The sequence below is a fragment of the Colwellia sp. Bg11-12 genome (assembly GCF_014076955.1).
In the GTDB taxonomy this organism is placed as follows: Bacteria; Pseudomonadota; Gammaproteobacteria; order Enterobacterales; family Alteromonadaceae; genus Colwellia_A.
Genome location: NZ_JACGUZ010000049.1, coordinates 26,503 through 44,000 on the forward strand (window position 1 = coordinate 26,503; position 17,498 = coordinate 44,000).

Genomic DNA, 17,498 nt, shown 5'->3' on the forward strand with positions numbered 1-17,498 from the left:
CTCTATCGGTTATCAATCAATAAGCATATTTTATCGTTCTTGATAGGTAACCGATATATCTAGCTAAGACCTATTGATGGTTATTCATTTTTTCAATAGATATTGGTATCGATTTATATGTTGGGGTACCGCATTCGTCAGCGATACTTTCTAACGGCACTAAGGGATTTGTTTCTGGATAATAGGCAGCCACACACCCTGGGGGGATAAGGTATTCAACAATTTTAAAATTAGAGAGCGAACGTTCTATGCCATCGTTTGATACGGTTGTTATTTTGACATAATCTCCATTTTTTAATGCCTGTTTATCTATATCTTTTGCACTCATAAAGATGATATTACGTTCACCATATACACCACGGTAACGATCATCCATTCCATAAATAGTGGTGTTGTATTGATCGTGTGAACGCAGTGTTTGCAGCGTTAGTACCGGCCTTTTAGTGATTAACTGTGCACGTTCATGTACTAATTGGTCTGGTAATCTAGCATCACTAAAAATGGCTTTTTTTATTGGAGTACGCCAATGACGTTGTGCTGCTGAATTTTCTAGGTGGAAACCTCTACCTGCTTTTATTCGGGTGTTATAGTCATCAAAACCGGGTATAACAGCACTTATTTCTTTACGAATTAACCCGTAATTACCGGCCAGCGTATTCCAATCGACTATTTTATCGCCTACTGATGCCATGGCTATTGCAGCAACAATAGCTGTTTCTGAGCGAAGAGTGTTAGCTGCTGGTTCATTTTGACCCGTTGAACTGTGTACCATACTCATTGAGTCTTCTACCGTAATACATTGTTCACCGCTAGATTGACGATCTATTTCTGTACGGCCCAAGCACGGGAGAATTAGCGCACGTTTACCTGTTATCACATGGCTTCGATTTAATTTAGTACTGATTTGTACGGTTAAGTCACACTTTTTTAAGGCCTTGTGAGTACGTGTGGTATCGGGTGTTGCCGCTGAAAAGTTACCGCCTAAGGCAATAAATACCTTAGCCTTACCCTCAAGCATGGCATGAATAGACTCAACAGTATTAAAGCCATTATCACGAGGAACATTAAAGGAGTAACGATTCTCTAGTGCATCAAGAAAGTCCATTGACGGATTTTCATTGATCCCCATAGTACGATTACCTTGCACATTTGAATGACCGCGTACCGGACATGCGCCAGCCCCTGCTTTGCCAATATTACCCCTGAGCATTAGTACGTTCACTAACTCTCGCACTGTAGCGACAGAGTGGCGGTGTTGGGTAATACCCATCGCCCAAGTGAAAATAACCTTATTACTGCTGGCATATATTGTTGCTATCTGTTCAATATTTTCTCGAGTTAAACTACATTGATCAAGAATTTTGTCCCATTCACTTGCCGCAACACTTTGTTGATATGCTTCAAAACCATGGCAATGTTTATTGATAAAGTCGATATCGAGCACTGATTTATCATGCTCAAATTTTTCAAATAAACATTTAGCGACGCCACGTAATAACGCCATGTCTCCGCCTAAGCGAGGGGTGAAATAATATTGACTGATGGTAGTCCCCGTTAAGAAGATCATTTCTTTTGGGCTTTGTGGGTCTGAAAACTTTTGCAATCCACGTTCTTTTAAATTGTTAACGGAGACAATTTTAGCTCCGCGTTTACTTGCCTCACGCAAGGTTCCCAACATACGAGGATGATTAGTGCCTGGGTTTTGGCCGAAGACAAAAATGGCGTCAGCTTTAGAAAAATCGTCCATAGTCACCGTACCTTTACCTGTACCTAGACTATTTGTCATGCCTATGCCAGAGGCTTCATGACACATATTAGAGCAATCAGGAAAGTTATTTGTGCCTAATACTCGACCAAATAACTGATATAAGTAGGCCACTTCATTACTCGCTCGACCAGAGGTATACAATAATGCTTCATTGGGGGAGGAAAGTTGCTGCAGGCTAGTGCCAATTACTTTAAAAGCTTCTTGCCAATCAATTGGCTGGTAGTGATCACTTATTCCATCGTAATACATTGGTTGGGTTAAACGGCCACTTTTCTCTAGTGAATGATCATCCCATTGTTGTAATTCTGTTATTGAATACTGTTTGAAAAAATTGCTATCAACACGTTTACTGGTGGCTTCCCATGCAATGGCTTTAACGCCATTTTCACAGAAGTCTACTTTCCCGGCAGTGGTAGAATCACCCCATGCACAACCAGGACAATCAAAACCACCTGGCTGATTTGCTCTGAGTAATGCTTTAACGCTTTTCGCGGCATTTTCACTTTGAATTAAGTGTTTAGCTGAGCTTCTTAGTGCTCCCCAACCACCAGCAGGTGAAGAATAGGCAGGATTGTTTTTTGATGACTTAGACATATAAATCCTTTATTAGGCGTAACGTTTTAGTTGCCCATGTTGGAAGCAAAATAAGGCTATTTGTGATTTGCGAGCTGAATTAACAGCTAAGTCAGTCGGCTGTGCTAGCGTGACTAACGTTGTGAGAGATAAGCGAGCTGCCTTGGCAATTAAATCATGACTGCAGCGGCTTGTTATTAAAGCAAAACCATCATGAGTCAGTCGTTTTTTATGCGACAAACAACCCAGCAATTTATCTAACGCTGAATGGCGACCCACATCTTCTCGAAAGGCGATCATTTTAGCAGATAAATCAAAAAATGCAGCGCAATGATTTCCTCTGATACTCCCCGATTTTTTTAAAATACTAGGTAAGGTATCTCTTGCTTGAATAATAATTTTCTCAGAGGGTAATTGAAACGATTTTATCTCTTTTTGATGAGGCTGATTTAATGACATAGCAGCTTCAATAGAGTCAAGGCCACAAAGGCCACAGCCACTTGGCCCAGCCATCGTTCTACGTCGTTGTTTTAATCGATGCTGAACTCGTGCTAAAACCAGAATATCAACTTGCCATCCAGAGACATGTGATTGAACAATGATATCTAAAACTTCGTTAACCGAATGAATTAAGCCTTCGCTTAAACTAAAACCAAGTGCAAAGTCTTCCAAATGCTCAGGAGATGCCATCATTACCGCTTGGCTAATGCCATTAATACTAATTGCAATTGCTGCCTCAGTAAGCTGCGCTTGATGCAACTCTTTCTGAGGAAGTTCAGCAATTTGTTTAGTGCAGCTAAGATGCTCTATAATAAAATTCTCCAAAGTGTTTTTATCTTAAAAGAGTGGCGCTTTGCCATACTATCGACAAAGCCATTCTATTATACAATAGGACCAGTAAGGATTTTAATTACCTCCAGCATATTTTCTCGAACACTCAGTGTTTTCAACCAGTACATTTAGATCTATAGTATTAATTTTTATCCAGACATCATCAATTTCAATACCATATTCAACCGTATATTCTTTTTTTTTGTGAATTTATTCAAAACTAATGAGATGACTTTTACTATTTTTAAAGAAGAGGTTAAATCTAGCCGTGAGCTAATAATCAAAAGAAGAATTAAAGAATTACTAAAGAATTACTAAAGAATTAATAAGATACTCACGTTAAATAGCTAAACATATGACAAATATACTTCAACATTTATGGAGTCCTCACCTATAAGAGATATTTTGACAATATATTTGTGTGTTAAAGAAAGATGTAGTCAATTTCTTCCAAAATAATAATTTTTTGGCAAGGTTATTTCCCCAAAATCATGGTTCCATAATTCACACCTGTTTTTAATGTCTTCAAGCAAAGAGTTTATTGCAATGGCTTAAGTTATGTCGTTGCTTTAATTGCTGATGCTCGCAGTAATCACTAAGCACATCTTCGTGGCCGATAGCACCATGAAATTGTGTTCTAAATTCGGTGGTGATGATTAACCAGTTGTCCGCTGAAATATTTAATCGCTTGAGTATCTCTGGTTGTTTTTGTTCGATGAAACCCCGTTTATCTCCACTAATACAGCGGCCAGTTAACGCAATTAATTGAAGATAGTCGGCGAGTTCAAAAGGTAGCCCCTTTGGCATGTTTTTTCTGGGGTTACCAATAAAGGGAAATAGGGTCTTTGGCTGCAGGCCATTTCTTGCCTTTTTACAACGAAGTTTTATGCTGGTGTGGGCAGAGCTCTCTGGTGTCTTTGCGATATTGGCTCGAATAGGGTTTAAATCAACATAGGCCATACAAGACGCTAGCGCTGCTTCATCCAATAACGCTTGGGATTTAAAGCGTCCTTCCCAAAATCTATCTGTGCAGTTATCTTCTTGGTTAGCCGCTCTTGCAATACTTTCATTGATATACCCCATAAACCAACTGATTTTCATCAGGCGTTTTCGATACACCTCTGCGGTTGCATTAACCTCATCAAGTAAGGGTTTAGCTAAACGCTCACCGTTGCAATATTGTTTGGTCAGTAACGTGCCTTTGTTTATGCGGTGCCAACGCACAAGTACGTCAGTCATTGTCCACTGCTTCGCTTTTTCTTCATCAATAAAGAAATAAAGAAATAAAGATATGATGGACAAGTAAGCATCCATTTAACCAAACTGAAAAGTAAGTAAAAATAGGACCTAATCTCTTGTTTATAAAGTCTAAATACTAATTTGCTTTAAAACCGATCCTAAATCCTCCCCAATGTTTGCCATTAACAAAAATAGGTGCGGAAACATCATGCATAATTTCACCCGTATCGCGTTTGTAGGTCTGTAACAAAAATTTATCGGTGTGTTTTCCACAGCGGATCCCTGTGGGATCATTAAACAAACGTTTGGTGCGATTACTAATAACATCTATTTGCTGATTACCGGTTAGTGGCTTTGAAAAGCATTTATTATGTGTAGGAAAATAACCATTAATATCGACAGCGCCTGCATAAATCATATTAGAAAACTCTGCTAATAAAGGCTCTTGAATGGCAGGTAAATGTTGATCTGTGAACTTATCAAAACCGGTGGTAAATTTAGGGGGCTCGGTAACTCCTAGTGGTTTATAATTAAAATCAAATAACTGTTGTTCTGATATTTTATTATTATGGATGCTTTGTTCAAATAATTTACCAATTTTATTGGCGGTATGCTGCGCTTGACTACACATGTTACTTATTAATGTCTCACTAGAAAAACCAGAAATTTGCACAAAAATTGACTCAGTACCGTTAGACATTGTTGTTGCTTGTTTTGATACAGCATTTGTTTCGTGGCTTTTATTAACTAAGAAGTCATGTAAATTTACAATGGCCGTAGAAATTTCATGAGCTGCTAAGTCTTGTTCTTTCAAAGCGTGACTTATTTGATCACTGGCGCCTGAGGAATCAGCCATGAGCTGGTCGATTTCTTGAAAACCTTGTGATAAGTCGGTCATGGTAACGACAACGCTATCAGTTTTCTCAACAATCTCCGCTATTACTTGCGTTGTTTCGCTTGTTTCATCACTAATTTGTTTAAGCATGTCACCAATTTTTCGAGTAGCATCAGCTGTTTTTCCTGCTAATGCTCTAACTTCATCGGCAACAACCGCAAAGCCTCGACCTTGTTCGCCTGCGCGAGCAGCTTCTATAGCTGCATTTAATGCCAATAAATTAGTTTGGCTCGATATGCCATCTATTACATCAGTAATACTCTGTATTTGTTGTGTTTTAGCGGCCAATGATTCAATTTTCTGTGTGGCTGTACTAACCGCATGATGAAGCTGATTAACGATATCGATGTTCTGGCTCAGCTTTGAGGAGCTTAAACTGCTGGCGGTCATTGCGAGACTTGCTTGCTCTGACGCTAATGAAGCATTGTCATTTATTTGTTTACTGTTAGCAGACATTTCTTCTGCTGCAGTTGCTAATCGGTCGACATCTTCACTCGATTTTTCTATCGCTTGGCTCAATTGGTTTAAAAAGAAGCTTACCTCTGCAGAATTAATGGCTAATTCACTCGCAGTACTGCCAATAGACTGGCCAATACTGGCAAGGTATTCTTGTGTTAAGTTACCATTTTTTTTTGTTGTTGTGTCTTGTTGTATGGTTTTATAATTTTGACTTATAAAGAGAAATACGACAATAAAGCTAATAATTGATACAGTTAGTGACGAGAGTAATATTGAAGAAAAAGCCTTATGGCTAGCATATGCGGTTAACGTGATTATTATGGTAATAACCAATGAAACAAGGAGTGTTTTTTGTAATTTATTTTCCATATTCCTACCCATTATAAAATTATGATATTGATGTCATAGATAATAGTTCAGTTAATCCATTATTTATCATTACATTAATACATGATTATTAAGCAATATGCACTGTAGACTTTAGTGTTAGCTGTATCATTTTATTACTTAAATCTTGGTGTTAATGTTTAGCAAATAAAAGTGAATATTTACTTATGATAAGACGTCTTACCTCATCATCATTTTATCTGACAAAACATTCGTAAGCATCACTAATTAGGTTTTATAACGCTTGTGCAAATTTTTGTTTTCTGCAAAATAAGTAAATTGACTAATACCTTCCCATTTCATGATTATTACCTATAGATAATAGTTATTTACCTAAAAACTATATTATCATTTTTAGTTGTTTACTACGGCGAGTAAAAGACTCTACCAGCCTCTAATAACCGTTCACCAACATGAAAGGTTTTACGATTTAAGTTTTGTTCAACTAATTGAGTTATTAGCTGTTCATAGAGTCCGGTTTGATTCATTAAAATCCCTTTTAACTTAATACTTTATTAGCTCCAGGGTATCTGAAAAATGAGTAAAGAGGAATGACAAAACAGAGTGATCCTCAAAGAAGGGAAGGGTATTTATAGGGCTTGTTTACAGACTTAATCTATCTAACATCAATCTGAGGTCAGCAAACTACATTATTGTTTAATTAGGTTGCTGACCTTTATTGCTAACGTGCAAAGGCTGATGTTAGAAAATCTCTAGCACGTCTTTAACATGAGATACGGGTATTAAGGTAACGCCTTTAGTTTCTAAGCGTTTATTGTAATTTCTTTTCGGTAATATGATGACTTTAAAGTCGTTACGAATAGCTTCTTTGACACGCTCTTCACCTGAAGGTACGGGTCTTATACTGCCGTCTAAACCTATTTCTCCAAAGGCGATAGTATTGACCGAAAATTTATGTTCTCTTGATGACGATATCATTGCGAGGATCAAAGGCAGATCCGAGCCAACATCTTTGGTTAAATTAACACCTGAGACCACGTTTACGTAAATATCATTACCACCAATATTGACACCCATACGGCTTCTCAATATGGCCAACAGCATTTGCATGCGTTTATAATCAAAACCGACACCGCCCCTAATAGGGTTCTCAGCCTGAGACTCAGTAACAAGTGATTGTATATTGATTAATAAGGTTCTGCCGGTATCGTTTGATGCATAGGCCATATTTCCACTTGATTCAGCACCATCTTTATCCAAAAAGATGGCCGACGGATTTACAACATCTTGCATACCTTTGGCTGTCATGGCGAAAGTGGCTATTTCTGTGGTGTCACCAAATCGGTTTTTAGAGGTTCTAAGTGTTCGGTATTTACTGTCAGCTTCAGGTTCTATTTTACACATACAATCGCCAATGTGCTCAAGTACTCTAGGCCCAGCCATATCTCCGGATTTAGAAACATGACAAACTAATATAACGGTAACGCCATGCTCTTTCGCTAGTCGGTTTAGCATAGCCGCTGATTCTTTGACTTGAGTAACACCGCCGGGAGAATTTGGCAGTGAACTAATAAATGCAGTTTGAATAGAGTCAACAACGAGGAACTTATAACCGTCGGTGACCATGACATTACAGATAAGCTCAACGTCACCGGAGTTCATTATGTCAATTTTAGAAATGTCGGCTTGCAATCTTAAGCCTCGGTCTCTTACTTGACCTTTAGATTCTTCGCCTGAGGTGTATAAAGATTTACCGATTTGGCTTAAATGAGCGCATGTTTTTAACAACAATGTACTTTTACCCGCACCTGGGTCGCCTGCTACAAGAATAACAGACCCTTCAACAATACCACCGCCCAACACTCGATTGAATTCAGAGCTACCGGTATCAAATCGAGTTAAGTCCATATCAGAGACTTCACTCAATTTATCTATTTTTGCATCTTCTTTAGAGTAACCTCGGTGAGCGTTTTTACTCGGTGTGCGCTGTGTTATAACCTTGGACTCTTTAAATTCTGTAATGCTGTTCCAAGCCGAACAACTTGAACATTGACCTAACCATCGAGGATGATTTTCACCACACTCAGTGCAAACATAAGTTGTTTTATCTTTTGCCATAATATTCTTAATAATGTATTTGTGAGGGTTATTATTTCGCGCTAGTTATATTATTTAACGAGAAAGTCAGTAGAGTCAACACGATCAATCGATTGACAAGTTATGAGTTTATTCCAATTCCTGATGCGCATTTAACCACAAGCTCAGGTGAAGAAGCAAAAATATAGTCTTTGTCAATATAAGTGATTTATATATCGCTTTCAATTTAGCTCGCTTGGTTGCCCATTACATAAAGTAGAATGAAATTTATATGCTGTTGGTTTTAATTGATTACATTTTGCTTAAAGGTATTATTATGTACTAGAAACTTAGGTGAACACTAAGAACATTGAAAGCGTGGTAGTATATTACTGCGATTTTAATGTAAAAACATCAGTCCTAGGGTGTTTCAGTTGAATGTTGAACGATATACGTTCATTAATAAAAAGTAACGGTATGTATAACAATAAAAGTAAAAAAAGTACGAAGCCTCAAGAGATTTCTTATAAGCGCGTTCAATCATATATGATGTGGATGATCGAGAGATATGGCGATTATTCAGCAAAATCTTTACTGCAAAAAGCAAATTTGTTATTTAAAGAGGATACACAGTTTAATCAAACCGCCCTAGATTATTTAATTGAGCATGAAATTATAGACGATGCTCGTTATGCAAAAAGGCTCACGATGAGTCTTGCCGAGAGTAAGATAGGTCCAAATAAAATAAAAGAGAAGCTTTACGCAAAAGGTTTTCAATCAGCAACGATTAATGACTGCATAAACGAACTTGAAACCACAGAAGATGATTATTTTGATAAAGCATTAGCGCTAAAAATAAGAAAGTTTGGCGAAGAACCTATCTCAGATATAAAGTTAAAGCAAAAAGCTCTACGTCATTTAACAGCTACCAAAGGGTTTTCATATTCAATTGCTAATAAAGCCATTACTTATACGCCTGACGAAGAATAAGTTAGTTTAAGCGCTAACTAAGCGGGTGTTGTTATCAAAAATGACATAACTGCTTCTGAAAATGTGACTGCGCATAATGATTGATATTACCAATCACCAAATGAGATTGATCACTTTTACCATAAAGCTGACGTTAGCACTGGTGAGGTAGCATTGAATTAGAATTAGTTTTTGTATCGATAACACCCCATTAAGAGGCAAATAATAGTTAGCTAAAATGTAGCGAAGCGGAGCCGAGCAAACTGTTAGCAGTCCCGTCTTAATTTGCTTGTTGGTGTTGTTTACACATGCTGGTCAATTAGGATGGAATTACCGTCAGGGTCTTTAATAGAGAAACTAGAGGGACCGCTTTCACCAGCAATAGATTTTTGTAATATATTGACGCCTTGAGCTTCAAACTCTTTTAATAGCTCTCTAACGTCAGTGTGTGATCCTAGTGTTTTGCAATTTTTATCCCAACCAGGATTGAAAGTCATTATATTACCTTCAAACATCCCTTGAAATAAACCTATAGTATGATCACCGTTTTTAAGTATTAACCAATTTTGAGATTGATCTCCGCCAACTATCTCGAAGCCAATTTTTTGATAAAACACTTTTGATTCTTCTATTTTATTAACCGATAAACTTACTGAAAATGCACCTAATTCCATTTTACACTCCATTGTTTGATTACAACACTAACGCCGAAATAACAGGCTAAAAATAGTGGGCTAAATGGATCGAAGTGAACAGCCCGCTGTGTTTAGTCCTTGTTGACTTGCTTGTTATACTCTGTAGCTATTCACTAAACTTACTATTAAAAAGATTAGTACTCTGCCCAATTACATCTTTTGTTTTAACAAACCACTTGGTAAATAATACGCGAATTAACCAATAAAACATTATTACAATTAAAAAATAAATTGGTAAGTTTGCATCAATGAAATTAGGCCATTTATCTGACGTGTTAGCAACAAAGGAAAGGACCGCTCCTAATAACGCATAACACATACGCCACAAATGTCGTGCGATGCGGTGAGCACCTGATATTCCACCTCTAATAATCATATTCAAATCAAGAAGTGCTGCAATCAAAGCAACACTTCCAAATATATAGAACATAGTAACCATGAAGCCTGGTTCTGATGTGATTGCTGCATAAAAGAAGTTTGCACTTATTATTGAAATGACAATGAAAGCTATTATGTCAAAAACACCTGTTTTATTTTCTGGCCTCAGAACGATAATCCATGCGGTTGAAGCGAAGTATACAGATGAAATAGCGATCGTAGGGTCATCGGCAAAGTAGGCTCCACTTCCTGCCATTAATAACAGTGACAAGAAAAACAAATTACCAGAATACCTATGTAATGTTTCCCCTTTACTGAAAATCAAAGCGCCTATACCAAATAATAGAACAAATGAACCAGCCATGATGTGAAACAAAAGCATAATAATTCCCTTTAATAATTTACATTATAATAATATAAACCTGATCCTCAGGCTTTGGAATATAATATCCCATAATTTCATGGATTTAGGAAATACAAATTTTAATTTTTATCATAGTTTGGATATTACTGAGAAGTTTCAGTAATATCCAAAAGAGCACTTAATGTTATTGCTATTAATATCAGCCCGTTAGGCGTACAGATGAATATTATCTAGTTATTTCTAAGACTTCTCAGTAATGTGAAAGGGATAATTCATTAGAAAAAATATAGCAATTTATTCTCCGCTTTAATCGTTTTCATACATAAACTTCATTTAACTCAAGCCACATTTTCCTGTTAACTATAGATCTATTTCATTTGCTATTTAAGTCAGCTGATTAACTGTAGAAGCTAATTTATGTAGTAGTATAAGATGAAGTTGAAATAAATGTCGTCGGCAGAATAACCAAAAAGGCCGTAACTTTTCGTCTAATGGAGACGTTTTATGAAAGCATCAGATCTATTTGTAAAAGCCTTAGAAGCTGAAGGTGTTGAATACATCTTTGGTATACCCGGTGAAGAAAACCTCGATATTCTTAACTCACTTGTCGATTCTAATATCAAACTTATTTTAACTCGTCATGAACAAGCTGCTGGATTTATGGCAGCCACTTATGGTCGTTTGACAGGCAAAGCTGGGGTTTGCATGTCTACGCTTGGACCGGGCGCAACTAATTTAGTAACAGCGGCGGCTTATGCGCAATTAGGTGCTATGCCTATGTTGATGCTCACGGGACAAAAGCCCATTAAGAGCAGTAAACAGGGACAATTTCAAATTATTGATGTGGTTGACATGATGCGGCCAATCACAAAATATACTCGTCAGATCGGCGGCGCTGATTTAATTCCCGCCAGGGTGCGTGAGGCCATTCGACTCGCTGAAGAAGAGCGCCCAGGTGCTACTCACATAGAACTTCCAGAAGATATTGCTGGTGATGTAACTGATGCACCTATCATTCAAAAGAGCTGCTATCGACGACCAATAGCAGAAGAAAAATCAGTTTGCGCGGCGGTTAAAATGATTGAACAAGCGAAATCCCCGCTGCTATTAATTGGTGCAGGCGCTAATCGAAAAACTACCTCGAAGATGTTACGTGAATTTGTCAGTAAAACTGGTATTCCTTTTTTTAGCACGCAAATGGGCAAAGGCGTGATTGATGAACGTGACCCGCTCTTTTTAGGTAATGCCGCTTTGTCTTCTGGGGATTTTTTACACCGCGCTATAGAACATTCAGATCTAATCATTAATGTTGGCCATGATGTGGTTGAAAAACCGCCTTTTTTTATGGAAAAAGGAGGCTTCAAGGTTATTCACGTCAATTACACTACGGCATCTGTAGATGCTGTTTACTATCCACAACAGGGGGTTATTGGCGATATTGCCAATAGTGTTTGGCAATTGTGTGAAAATATTAACGTGCAAGAAACATGGGATTTCTCATACTTTTTGAGTGTAAAAGAGCATGTTGAGCAACATTTAAGTGAAGGAATAAATGACAGTAGGTTCCCGATGTATCCACAGCGTATTGTTGCCGATATCAGAAAAATAATGCCAGAAAACGGGATCATAGCACTAGACAATGGAGTATATAAAATCTGGTTTGCTCGCAATTATAAAGCCTATCAAGCGAATACGGTTTTACTCGACAATGCACTCTCTACGATGGGGGCCGGGTTACCTTCTGCAATAGCGGCAAGTATTGTTTACCCCGATAGAAAAGTGATGGCGATTTGTGGTGACGGTGGCTTTATGATGAACTCTCAGGAACTTGAAACTGCGGTACGTTTAAAAGTAAATATCATCGTGCTAATTCTTCGAGATGACGCGTATGGGATGATTAAATGGAAACAGGAAAATATGGGTTTTAAAAATTTCGGCTTAGATTATGGAAACCCTGACTTTGTAAAATACGCTGAAAGTTACGGTGCACATGGTCATCGAGTTGAAAACAGTGATGCACTTATTCCCTTACTGAACGTTTGCTTTGCCACAGCAGGGGTTCATGTTATCGATGTTGCTGTGGATTACTCAGAAAATGACAGAATATTGCATCACGAGATCCAAGAAAAAAGCCGCTTAGTCAACGAGCAATAAGTCACGTTACATTGGCAACATCATTGAAAATTTAAGCTGTGCATAGACAATAATGTCAATAGCGAAACAGTCATGATCACACTGAATGTTTATAGTTAAAAATTTTAAACCTCGGTGTGCTGGCGTACATACAAAAAGTCATGACACCTTGTATGGTTAAGGTATTACTTATTTATAAATAAAACCTTAATGAATATAGGAGAGTAGTCGATGTTACGAAGTCTTAATGAAATTATACGTTTCCAACTTCAAGGTATTGATGAAGAAATAGGGCGTTGTAAATATTTTCTCTTTGACGACAAGTTCTGGGGAGTGCGTTATATGGTGGCTGACACCAATAAATGGCTTCCTGGCGGGAGAAAAATATTAATCAGCCCTATATCCCTCTGTGTTCCTAAGTGGGAAGAACATCAATTTCCCATTAATTTAACCCGAGAAGAAGTTAAAAATAGTCCTGCACTTGATGAACATCAACCGATATCTCATTTATATGAATCTGAGTTATTTAAATACTATGGTTATGGTAATCATTGGACAGATAAAGCTCTATGGGAAGGTTATCCTAGCCCATCACCTTTAGTTGACGCTAACGTACTTAAAGACTCAACTCAGGTTAAAGCTGAAGATCGACATTTGCGATCAACAGATGAGGTCAAGGGATATGAGATACATGCTACGGACCAAAAAATTGGCCATATTGATGGTTTTATTTTAAATGATGAGGATTGGAGCATTCCTTATATTGTTGTCGATACACGTAATTGGTTACCCGGTGGATATAAAGTTCTGATTAGTCATAAATGTATCAAAGCAGTAAACTGGGCTGAGGGTTCTATAGTGGTTAATGTAAGTGCAAAAAAAATAAAGGAAAGTCCACCTTTTGATTTGGAACGACTTGTTGATCCTCAGTATGAAATTCATCTTCGTCAGTATTATGATCTTTCGCAAGATTCAAAATACTCACAAGATCTCAAAGACCGATTATAAACAGGGATGAAAAATGAGTTAAACAAAAAATTATTCACCACTCGCTTGGTATTTTTATTAGGTATTTATGAATCGTACTTAGCGCTTTAGATATAAATGAGGCTATTATGAACTCTGACAATTCATTACCGGATGATAATACAAAACGGATGCTCGTTGATATTGAATCAACTGACAGACTCACCTCAGACTCAATTGATAAGTTCTCGCGTAAACCTGCTTTGTTAAAGGGGTATTTGGATGCTTCTATTGGCCATACATTTTCAGAGTTGATGTTCCGTTTGACGCATGAGATTTATACAGAAAAAAAAGCATCGAACCTTTGGCATAAAATCGTTAAACATAGAAAAAATTTAAAAAAGAAACTTAACCGTGATATGGGTATGCTTGTGTCCGCGCTTGACTATCTCTCTAATATTTCTGGCGATATTTCTAGCCCAAAAATAATGGGGGATTTACGCATTGAAGCCGCAGCGGCTATGGCAACCCGTGATGCATTGACCGGACTATACTTGCATGGTGTATTGGACTTTATGTTGGAACAGATGGTCGCTGAACATAGTAGGTATAACAAAAGCCTTTCCCTGCTTATGTTAGATATCGATGACTTTAAGCAAGTGAACGATGCTTATGGACACCAATTTGGTGACGAGATACTACAAAAGCTGGGGAGAATAATCAAAAAAACTATTCGTGATGCCGATTTCCCTGTGCGTTATGGGGGCGAAGAGTTTGTTATTGTTTTCCCTGATACTGCGATTGATTCAGCCGCTGAAATGGCAGAAAGGTTGCGAATGGAAGTGAATAGATACTTCTCGGAAAATGGACCAAAGATAACCGTGAGTATTGGTGTTTCATCTATACGCGATCCGGATGTTATCACCGCATCTGAGTTAATTCGCCAAGCTGACGATGTAATGTATAAGGTCAAAGGTAGTGGTAAAAATAGTGTCGGAAAAATGCTTGGCTCCTCTGATTAACAAAGTACATTGAAACGACACTACCGTGTAAAATAGCTAACTATTGTGTAAGTAGTTAGGAAATACTTTTCATTAAATTATATTGACTCTGTATCAGTTAAATTGAGTACAAATGCTGACTATTTAATTGCACCACCGTTACCTATGAGTGTTTTTGGGTCTAATAGGGCAACAAGTTCTGTTTCGCTTATATCGGTTAGCTCTTTGGCAACATCTAAGACGCTTCTTTTCTGTGCATAGGCTTTTTGGGCGATTTCTGCGCTTTTTTCATAGCCGATCAAGTTTGTTAATGCGGTGGCTAACATAGGGTTTTTGACTAAATTTTGATTAATCATCAAATGATTTACACTCATGTCTTGTATAACTTTATCGGCAAGTGCAGTGCTGCTTGAACTGAGCAGTTGAATACTTTGCACTAAAGTATGAGCAATTAAAGGTAACATGGTGTTGAGCTGAAAATTACCCGATTGTCCTGCTAAGGTAATGGTTGTGTCATTTCCTATTACCTGCGTGCAGGCCATTAATACCGACTCAGGTATCACAGGGTTCACTTTACCTGGCATAATACTGCTACCTTTTTGACGTTCAGATAGCTGTATTTCATTTAAACCATTTAATGGTCCACTGCTAAGCCAACGAATATCATTGCTAATTTTACTCAGACTAACCGCGGTAGTTTTAAGTAAGCCACTTAAATGTACGGCCGTGTCTTGAGCACTTATTGCTCTAAAGTAATTTTCAGCGGCAATAAATGTTAACCCTGTTTTTGCTGTTAATAGGCGAGTAACAATAGCGGCAAAATCTGGATGTGTGTTAACACCTGTGCCAACTGCAGTGCCACCAATAGCAAGCTTGCATAAACTAAATAAGCTATTTTTAAGCTGTTCATGTGCATAGCTAACTTGAGCACTCCAACCACTTATCTCTTGGGCAAAACTCAGCGGCATTGCATCCATTAAATGCGTACGGCCTGTTTTTATGGTGTCATGATGTTCATTGGCTTTTTCATTTAATGTGCTACGCAAGTGATCTAACGAAGGCAGTAACTGTTCCGCGACAAGTTTTGCGGCACTTAAATGAATACAAGAAGGGATCACATCGTTAGAACTTTGCCCCATGTTCACATCATCATTTGGATGAACGTTGATTGTATTCTGACTAGCTAACTTGACTAATGAAGCAATGACTTCATTAGCATTCATATTCGTGCTGGTACCAGAGCCTGTTTGAAATACGTCAATGGGAAATTGATTGTCGTGAAAGCCATCAGCAATTTCCTTAGCCGCTAATTGAATCGCAGCAGATTTATCTGTATCGAGCAGTCCCAACTCTTGATTCGCCTGTGCACAGCTACCTTTTATCGTTCCCAATGCCCAAAGAAATGAGCGTGGCATTTTTAGATCACTAATGGTGAAATTAGTCAATGCTTTGGCTGTTTCACTGCCATATAAACACTCGGTTATATGCTTGTTATTGGACATTGTGTTGTCGTCTTTTTTTTGCATTTCGCTGTCCTTGTTTTTTGGCTCGTGGAATAAAGCCACTCGCTAAAAAATGTTACGCTTGTGAGCAATATTAATATTAATATTTATAAAAGCTTCTATTTTTAAGAAACCGCTTACTCGTAATAATAGAGTAAGGTTAAGAAGAGTAAATTCAATAGGATTATTAATTAGACATTAGTATGTTTTTAACCGCTTTGAGATAATCTGCATCATTCAATTTATCGACTTCATATTCAGGGCAAGATTTTATCTTTTCCAAATCAAGGTTACAGGTGACTGTTTTATCTTGCCAATTTAAAGTTTCAAGATGTTCAGGCAAAATAAGCACTTTTTTACCTCCGGGTAACCAATCACGTGTATCAACGACAAGATAACGCAGTGACCAATTGTAGGTATCCCATATTAAGTCTTTTATATAACCTTTTTTATCATCTAAAGCATCTATACCGTAATGCATAATCTCATTAGCCGAACGAAGATGATTACTTGTTTTAGCTTCATCATTTTGCTGGTTATCTATTGGCGTGATATTTTGAGTATTTAAAGCCATAGGATATGCATATTCTCCCCATGCTCTTGGTCCTACCCAATAGTATCCATAGGCATAATAATCAAAATAGCTCTTTTCAAATTCACGAGAAACCGTTTCATGTTCTTCGATTTGAGGACTGTTTTTAACTTTCTCTTTTGAGATGGACACATTCAGTCTGTGCTCTTTGGCATTGAAATCGAGTAATGAAATTGGGCTTATCAACGTTTTTGTACTTAATGGTACCCATGGTTGGATATCAACGACCAAAAACCTTATGGTCCAATGTCTATCATCAAAATAGACATCTTTGACTTGTCCAATATCACCTTCTAAAGCATGAATAGTACTACCGCTTAATGTTTTTAAATTGATTAACATTACTTTCTCCTGACTGATGAATTAGATTTCACAACTGACTTTAATCAAACAACGTTAACGGCTCAGTCTTAAGAAAAACAGTTGCTTAAGACAATCACGGTCACAGGTGATACCGATTAAATAATTGAATACTAATTATATTGCAGCCAAATTGTATCGCCTCATCATCTATAGCTCTGTGCGTTACCGTACAGGTTATATTAGGTTAAAATGGGCTCTGTACTAAACGTTTGTGAATGGTAGACTGATATATATTAAGCTGTTTGGCATTTTCAATACCCATACAAAAAACTCGCCTATGAAACGTAATTTTTCTTTTATTATAAGCTCTGCTACTTGATGTAATGCTTGAATATATTTAAGTCAA

General features: G+C 37.5%; 14 protein-coding genes. 4 read left to right on the plus strand and 10 right to left on the minus strand.

Annotation, left to right across the window (positions count from 1 at the left end; all coding sequences use genetic code 11):
* Nucleotides 1-70: 70 nt before the first annotated feature.
* The 6 genes from H4J39_RS01445 to radA form a co-directional block, all read right to left on the minus strand.
* On the minus strand, nt 71-2,362 hold the full coding sequence (locus H4J39_RS01445; protein WP_182225660.1) for an FdhF/YdeP family oxidoreductase: 2,292 nt from the start codon (nt 2,360-2,362) through the stop codon (nt 71-73).
* Between the two features lie 12 nt (nt 2,363-2,374).
* Nucleotides 2,375-3,166, minus strand: coding sequence for a formate dehydrogenase accessory sulfurtransferase FdhD (gene fdhD / locus H4J39_RS01450; RefSeq protein ID WP_182225661.1), 792 nt, complete (start codon nt 3,164-3,166; stop codon nt 2,375-2,377).
* Between the two features lie 531 nt (nt 3,167-3,697).
* The gene (locus tag H4J39_RS01455) at nt 3,698-4,474 is read right to left on the minus strand and encodes a transposase (protein WP_259368714.1); all 777 of its coding nucleotides are present in this window, start codon (nt 4,472-4,474) and stop codon (nt 3,698-3,700) included.
* A gap of 73 nt (nt 4,475-4,547) precedes the next feature.
* Nucleotides 4,548-6,134: a methyl-accepting chemotaxis protein gene (locus tag H4J39_RS01460; RefSeq protein WP_182225662.1), complete on the minus strand. Its 1,587-nt coding sequence runs from the start codon at nt 6,132-6,134 to the stop codon at nt 4,548-4,550.
* Nucleotides 6,135-6,517: 383 nt separating this feature from the next.
* Nucleotides 6,518-6,640 carry a hypothetical protein gene (locus H4J39_RS19025; protein ID WP_259368715.1) on the minus strand — a complete coding sequence of 41 codons (123 nt, stop codon included), beginning with the start codon at nt 6,638-6,640 and terminating at the stop codon, nt 6,518-6,520.
* Nucleotides 6,641-6,854: 214 nt separating this feature from the next.
* Nucleotides 6,855-8,231 carry a DNA repair protein RadA gene (gene radA, locus H4J39_RS01465; protein ID WP_182179777.1) on the minus strand — a complete coding sequence of 459 codons (1,377 nt, stop codon included), beginning with the start codon at nt 8,229-8,231 and terminating at the stop codon, nt 6,855-6,857.
* A gap of 396 nt (nt 8,232-8,627) precedes the next feature.
* Here radA and H4J39_RS01470 point away from each other — a divergent pair, with 396 nt between their 5' ends.
* Nucleotides 8,628-9,179, plus strand: a complete 552-nt coding sequence (locus tag H4J39_RS01470) for a regulatory protein RecX (protein WP_259368716.1) — start codon at nt 8,628-8,630, stop codon at nt 9,177-9,179.
* A gap of 281 nt (nt 9,180-9,460) precedes the next feature.
* Here H4J39_RS01470 and H4J39_RS01475 read toward each other — a convergent pair whose 3' ends face one another.
* The gene (locus H4J39_RS01475; RefSeq protein ID WP_182225663.1) at nt 9,461-9,832 is read right to left on the minus strand and encodes a VOC family protein; all 372 of its coding nucleotides are present in this window, start codon (nt 9,830-9,832) and stop codon (nt 9,461-9,463) included.
* A 127-nt stretch (nt 9,833-9,959) separates the two neighbouring features.
* On the minus strand, nt 9,960-10,613 hold the full coding sequence (locus H4J39_RS01480; RefSeq protein ID WP_182225664.1) for a hypothetical protein: 654 nt from the start codon (nt 10,611-10,613) through the stop codon (nt 9,960-9,962).
* Nucleotides 10,614-11,099: 486 nt separating this feature from the next.
* Between H4J39_RS01480 and H4J39_RS01485 the strand changes: the two genes are divergently transcribed.
* The 3 genes from H4J39_RS01485 to H4J39_RS01495 all read left to right on the plus strand — a co-directional run bounded on the left by H4J39_RS01485 (nt 11,100) and on the right by H4J39_RS01495 (nt 14,716).
* Nucleotides 11,100-12,749 carry an acetolactate synthase large subunit gene (locus H4J39_RS01485; protein WP_182225665.1) on the plus strand — a complete coding sequence of 550 codons (1,650 nt, stop codon included), beginning with the start codon at nt 11,100-11,102 and terminating at the stop codon, nt 12,747-12,749.
* A gap of 210 nt (nt 12,750-12,959) precedes the next feature.
* The gene (locus tag H4J39_RS01490; protein ID WP_182225666.1) at nt 12,960-13,736 is read left to right on the plus strand and encodes a PRC-barrel domain containing protein; all 777 of its coding nucleotides are present in this window, start codon (nt 12,960-12,962) and stop codon (nt 13,734-13,736) included.
* 107 nt (nt 13,737-13,843) lie between these two features.
* Nucleotides 13,844-14,716, plus strand: a complete 873-nt coding sequence (locus tag H4J39_RS01495; protein WP_182225667.1) for a GGDEF domain-containing protein — start codon at nt 13,844-13,846, stop codon at nt 14,714-14,716.
* A 119-nt stretch (nt 14,717-14,835) separates the two neighbouring features.
* On the opposite strand, the gene H4J39_RS01500 is transcribed toward H4J39_RS01495, so the two are convergent.
* Both H4J39_RS01500 and H4J39_RS01505 read right to left on the minus strand, forming a co-directional pair.
* Nucleotides 14,836-16,221 (minus strand): lyase family protein, encoded by a 1,386-nt coding sequence (locus H4J39_RS01500; RefSeq protein ID WP_182225668.1) that lies wholly within the window; start codon nt 16,219-16,221, stop codon nt 14,836-14,838.
* Between the two features lie 163 nt (nt 16,222-16,384).
* Nucleotides 16,385-17,131 (minus strand): PRC-barrel domain containing protein, encoded by a 747-nt coding sequence (locus tag H4J39_RS01505; RefSeq protein WP_182225669.1) that lies wholly within the window; start codon nt 17,129-17,131, stop codon nt 16,385-16,387.
* Between the last annotated feature and the right edge of the window lie 367 nt (nt 17,132-17,498).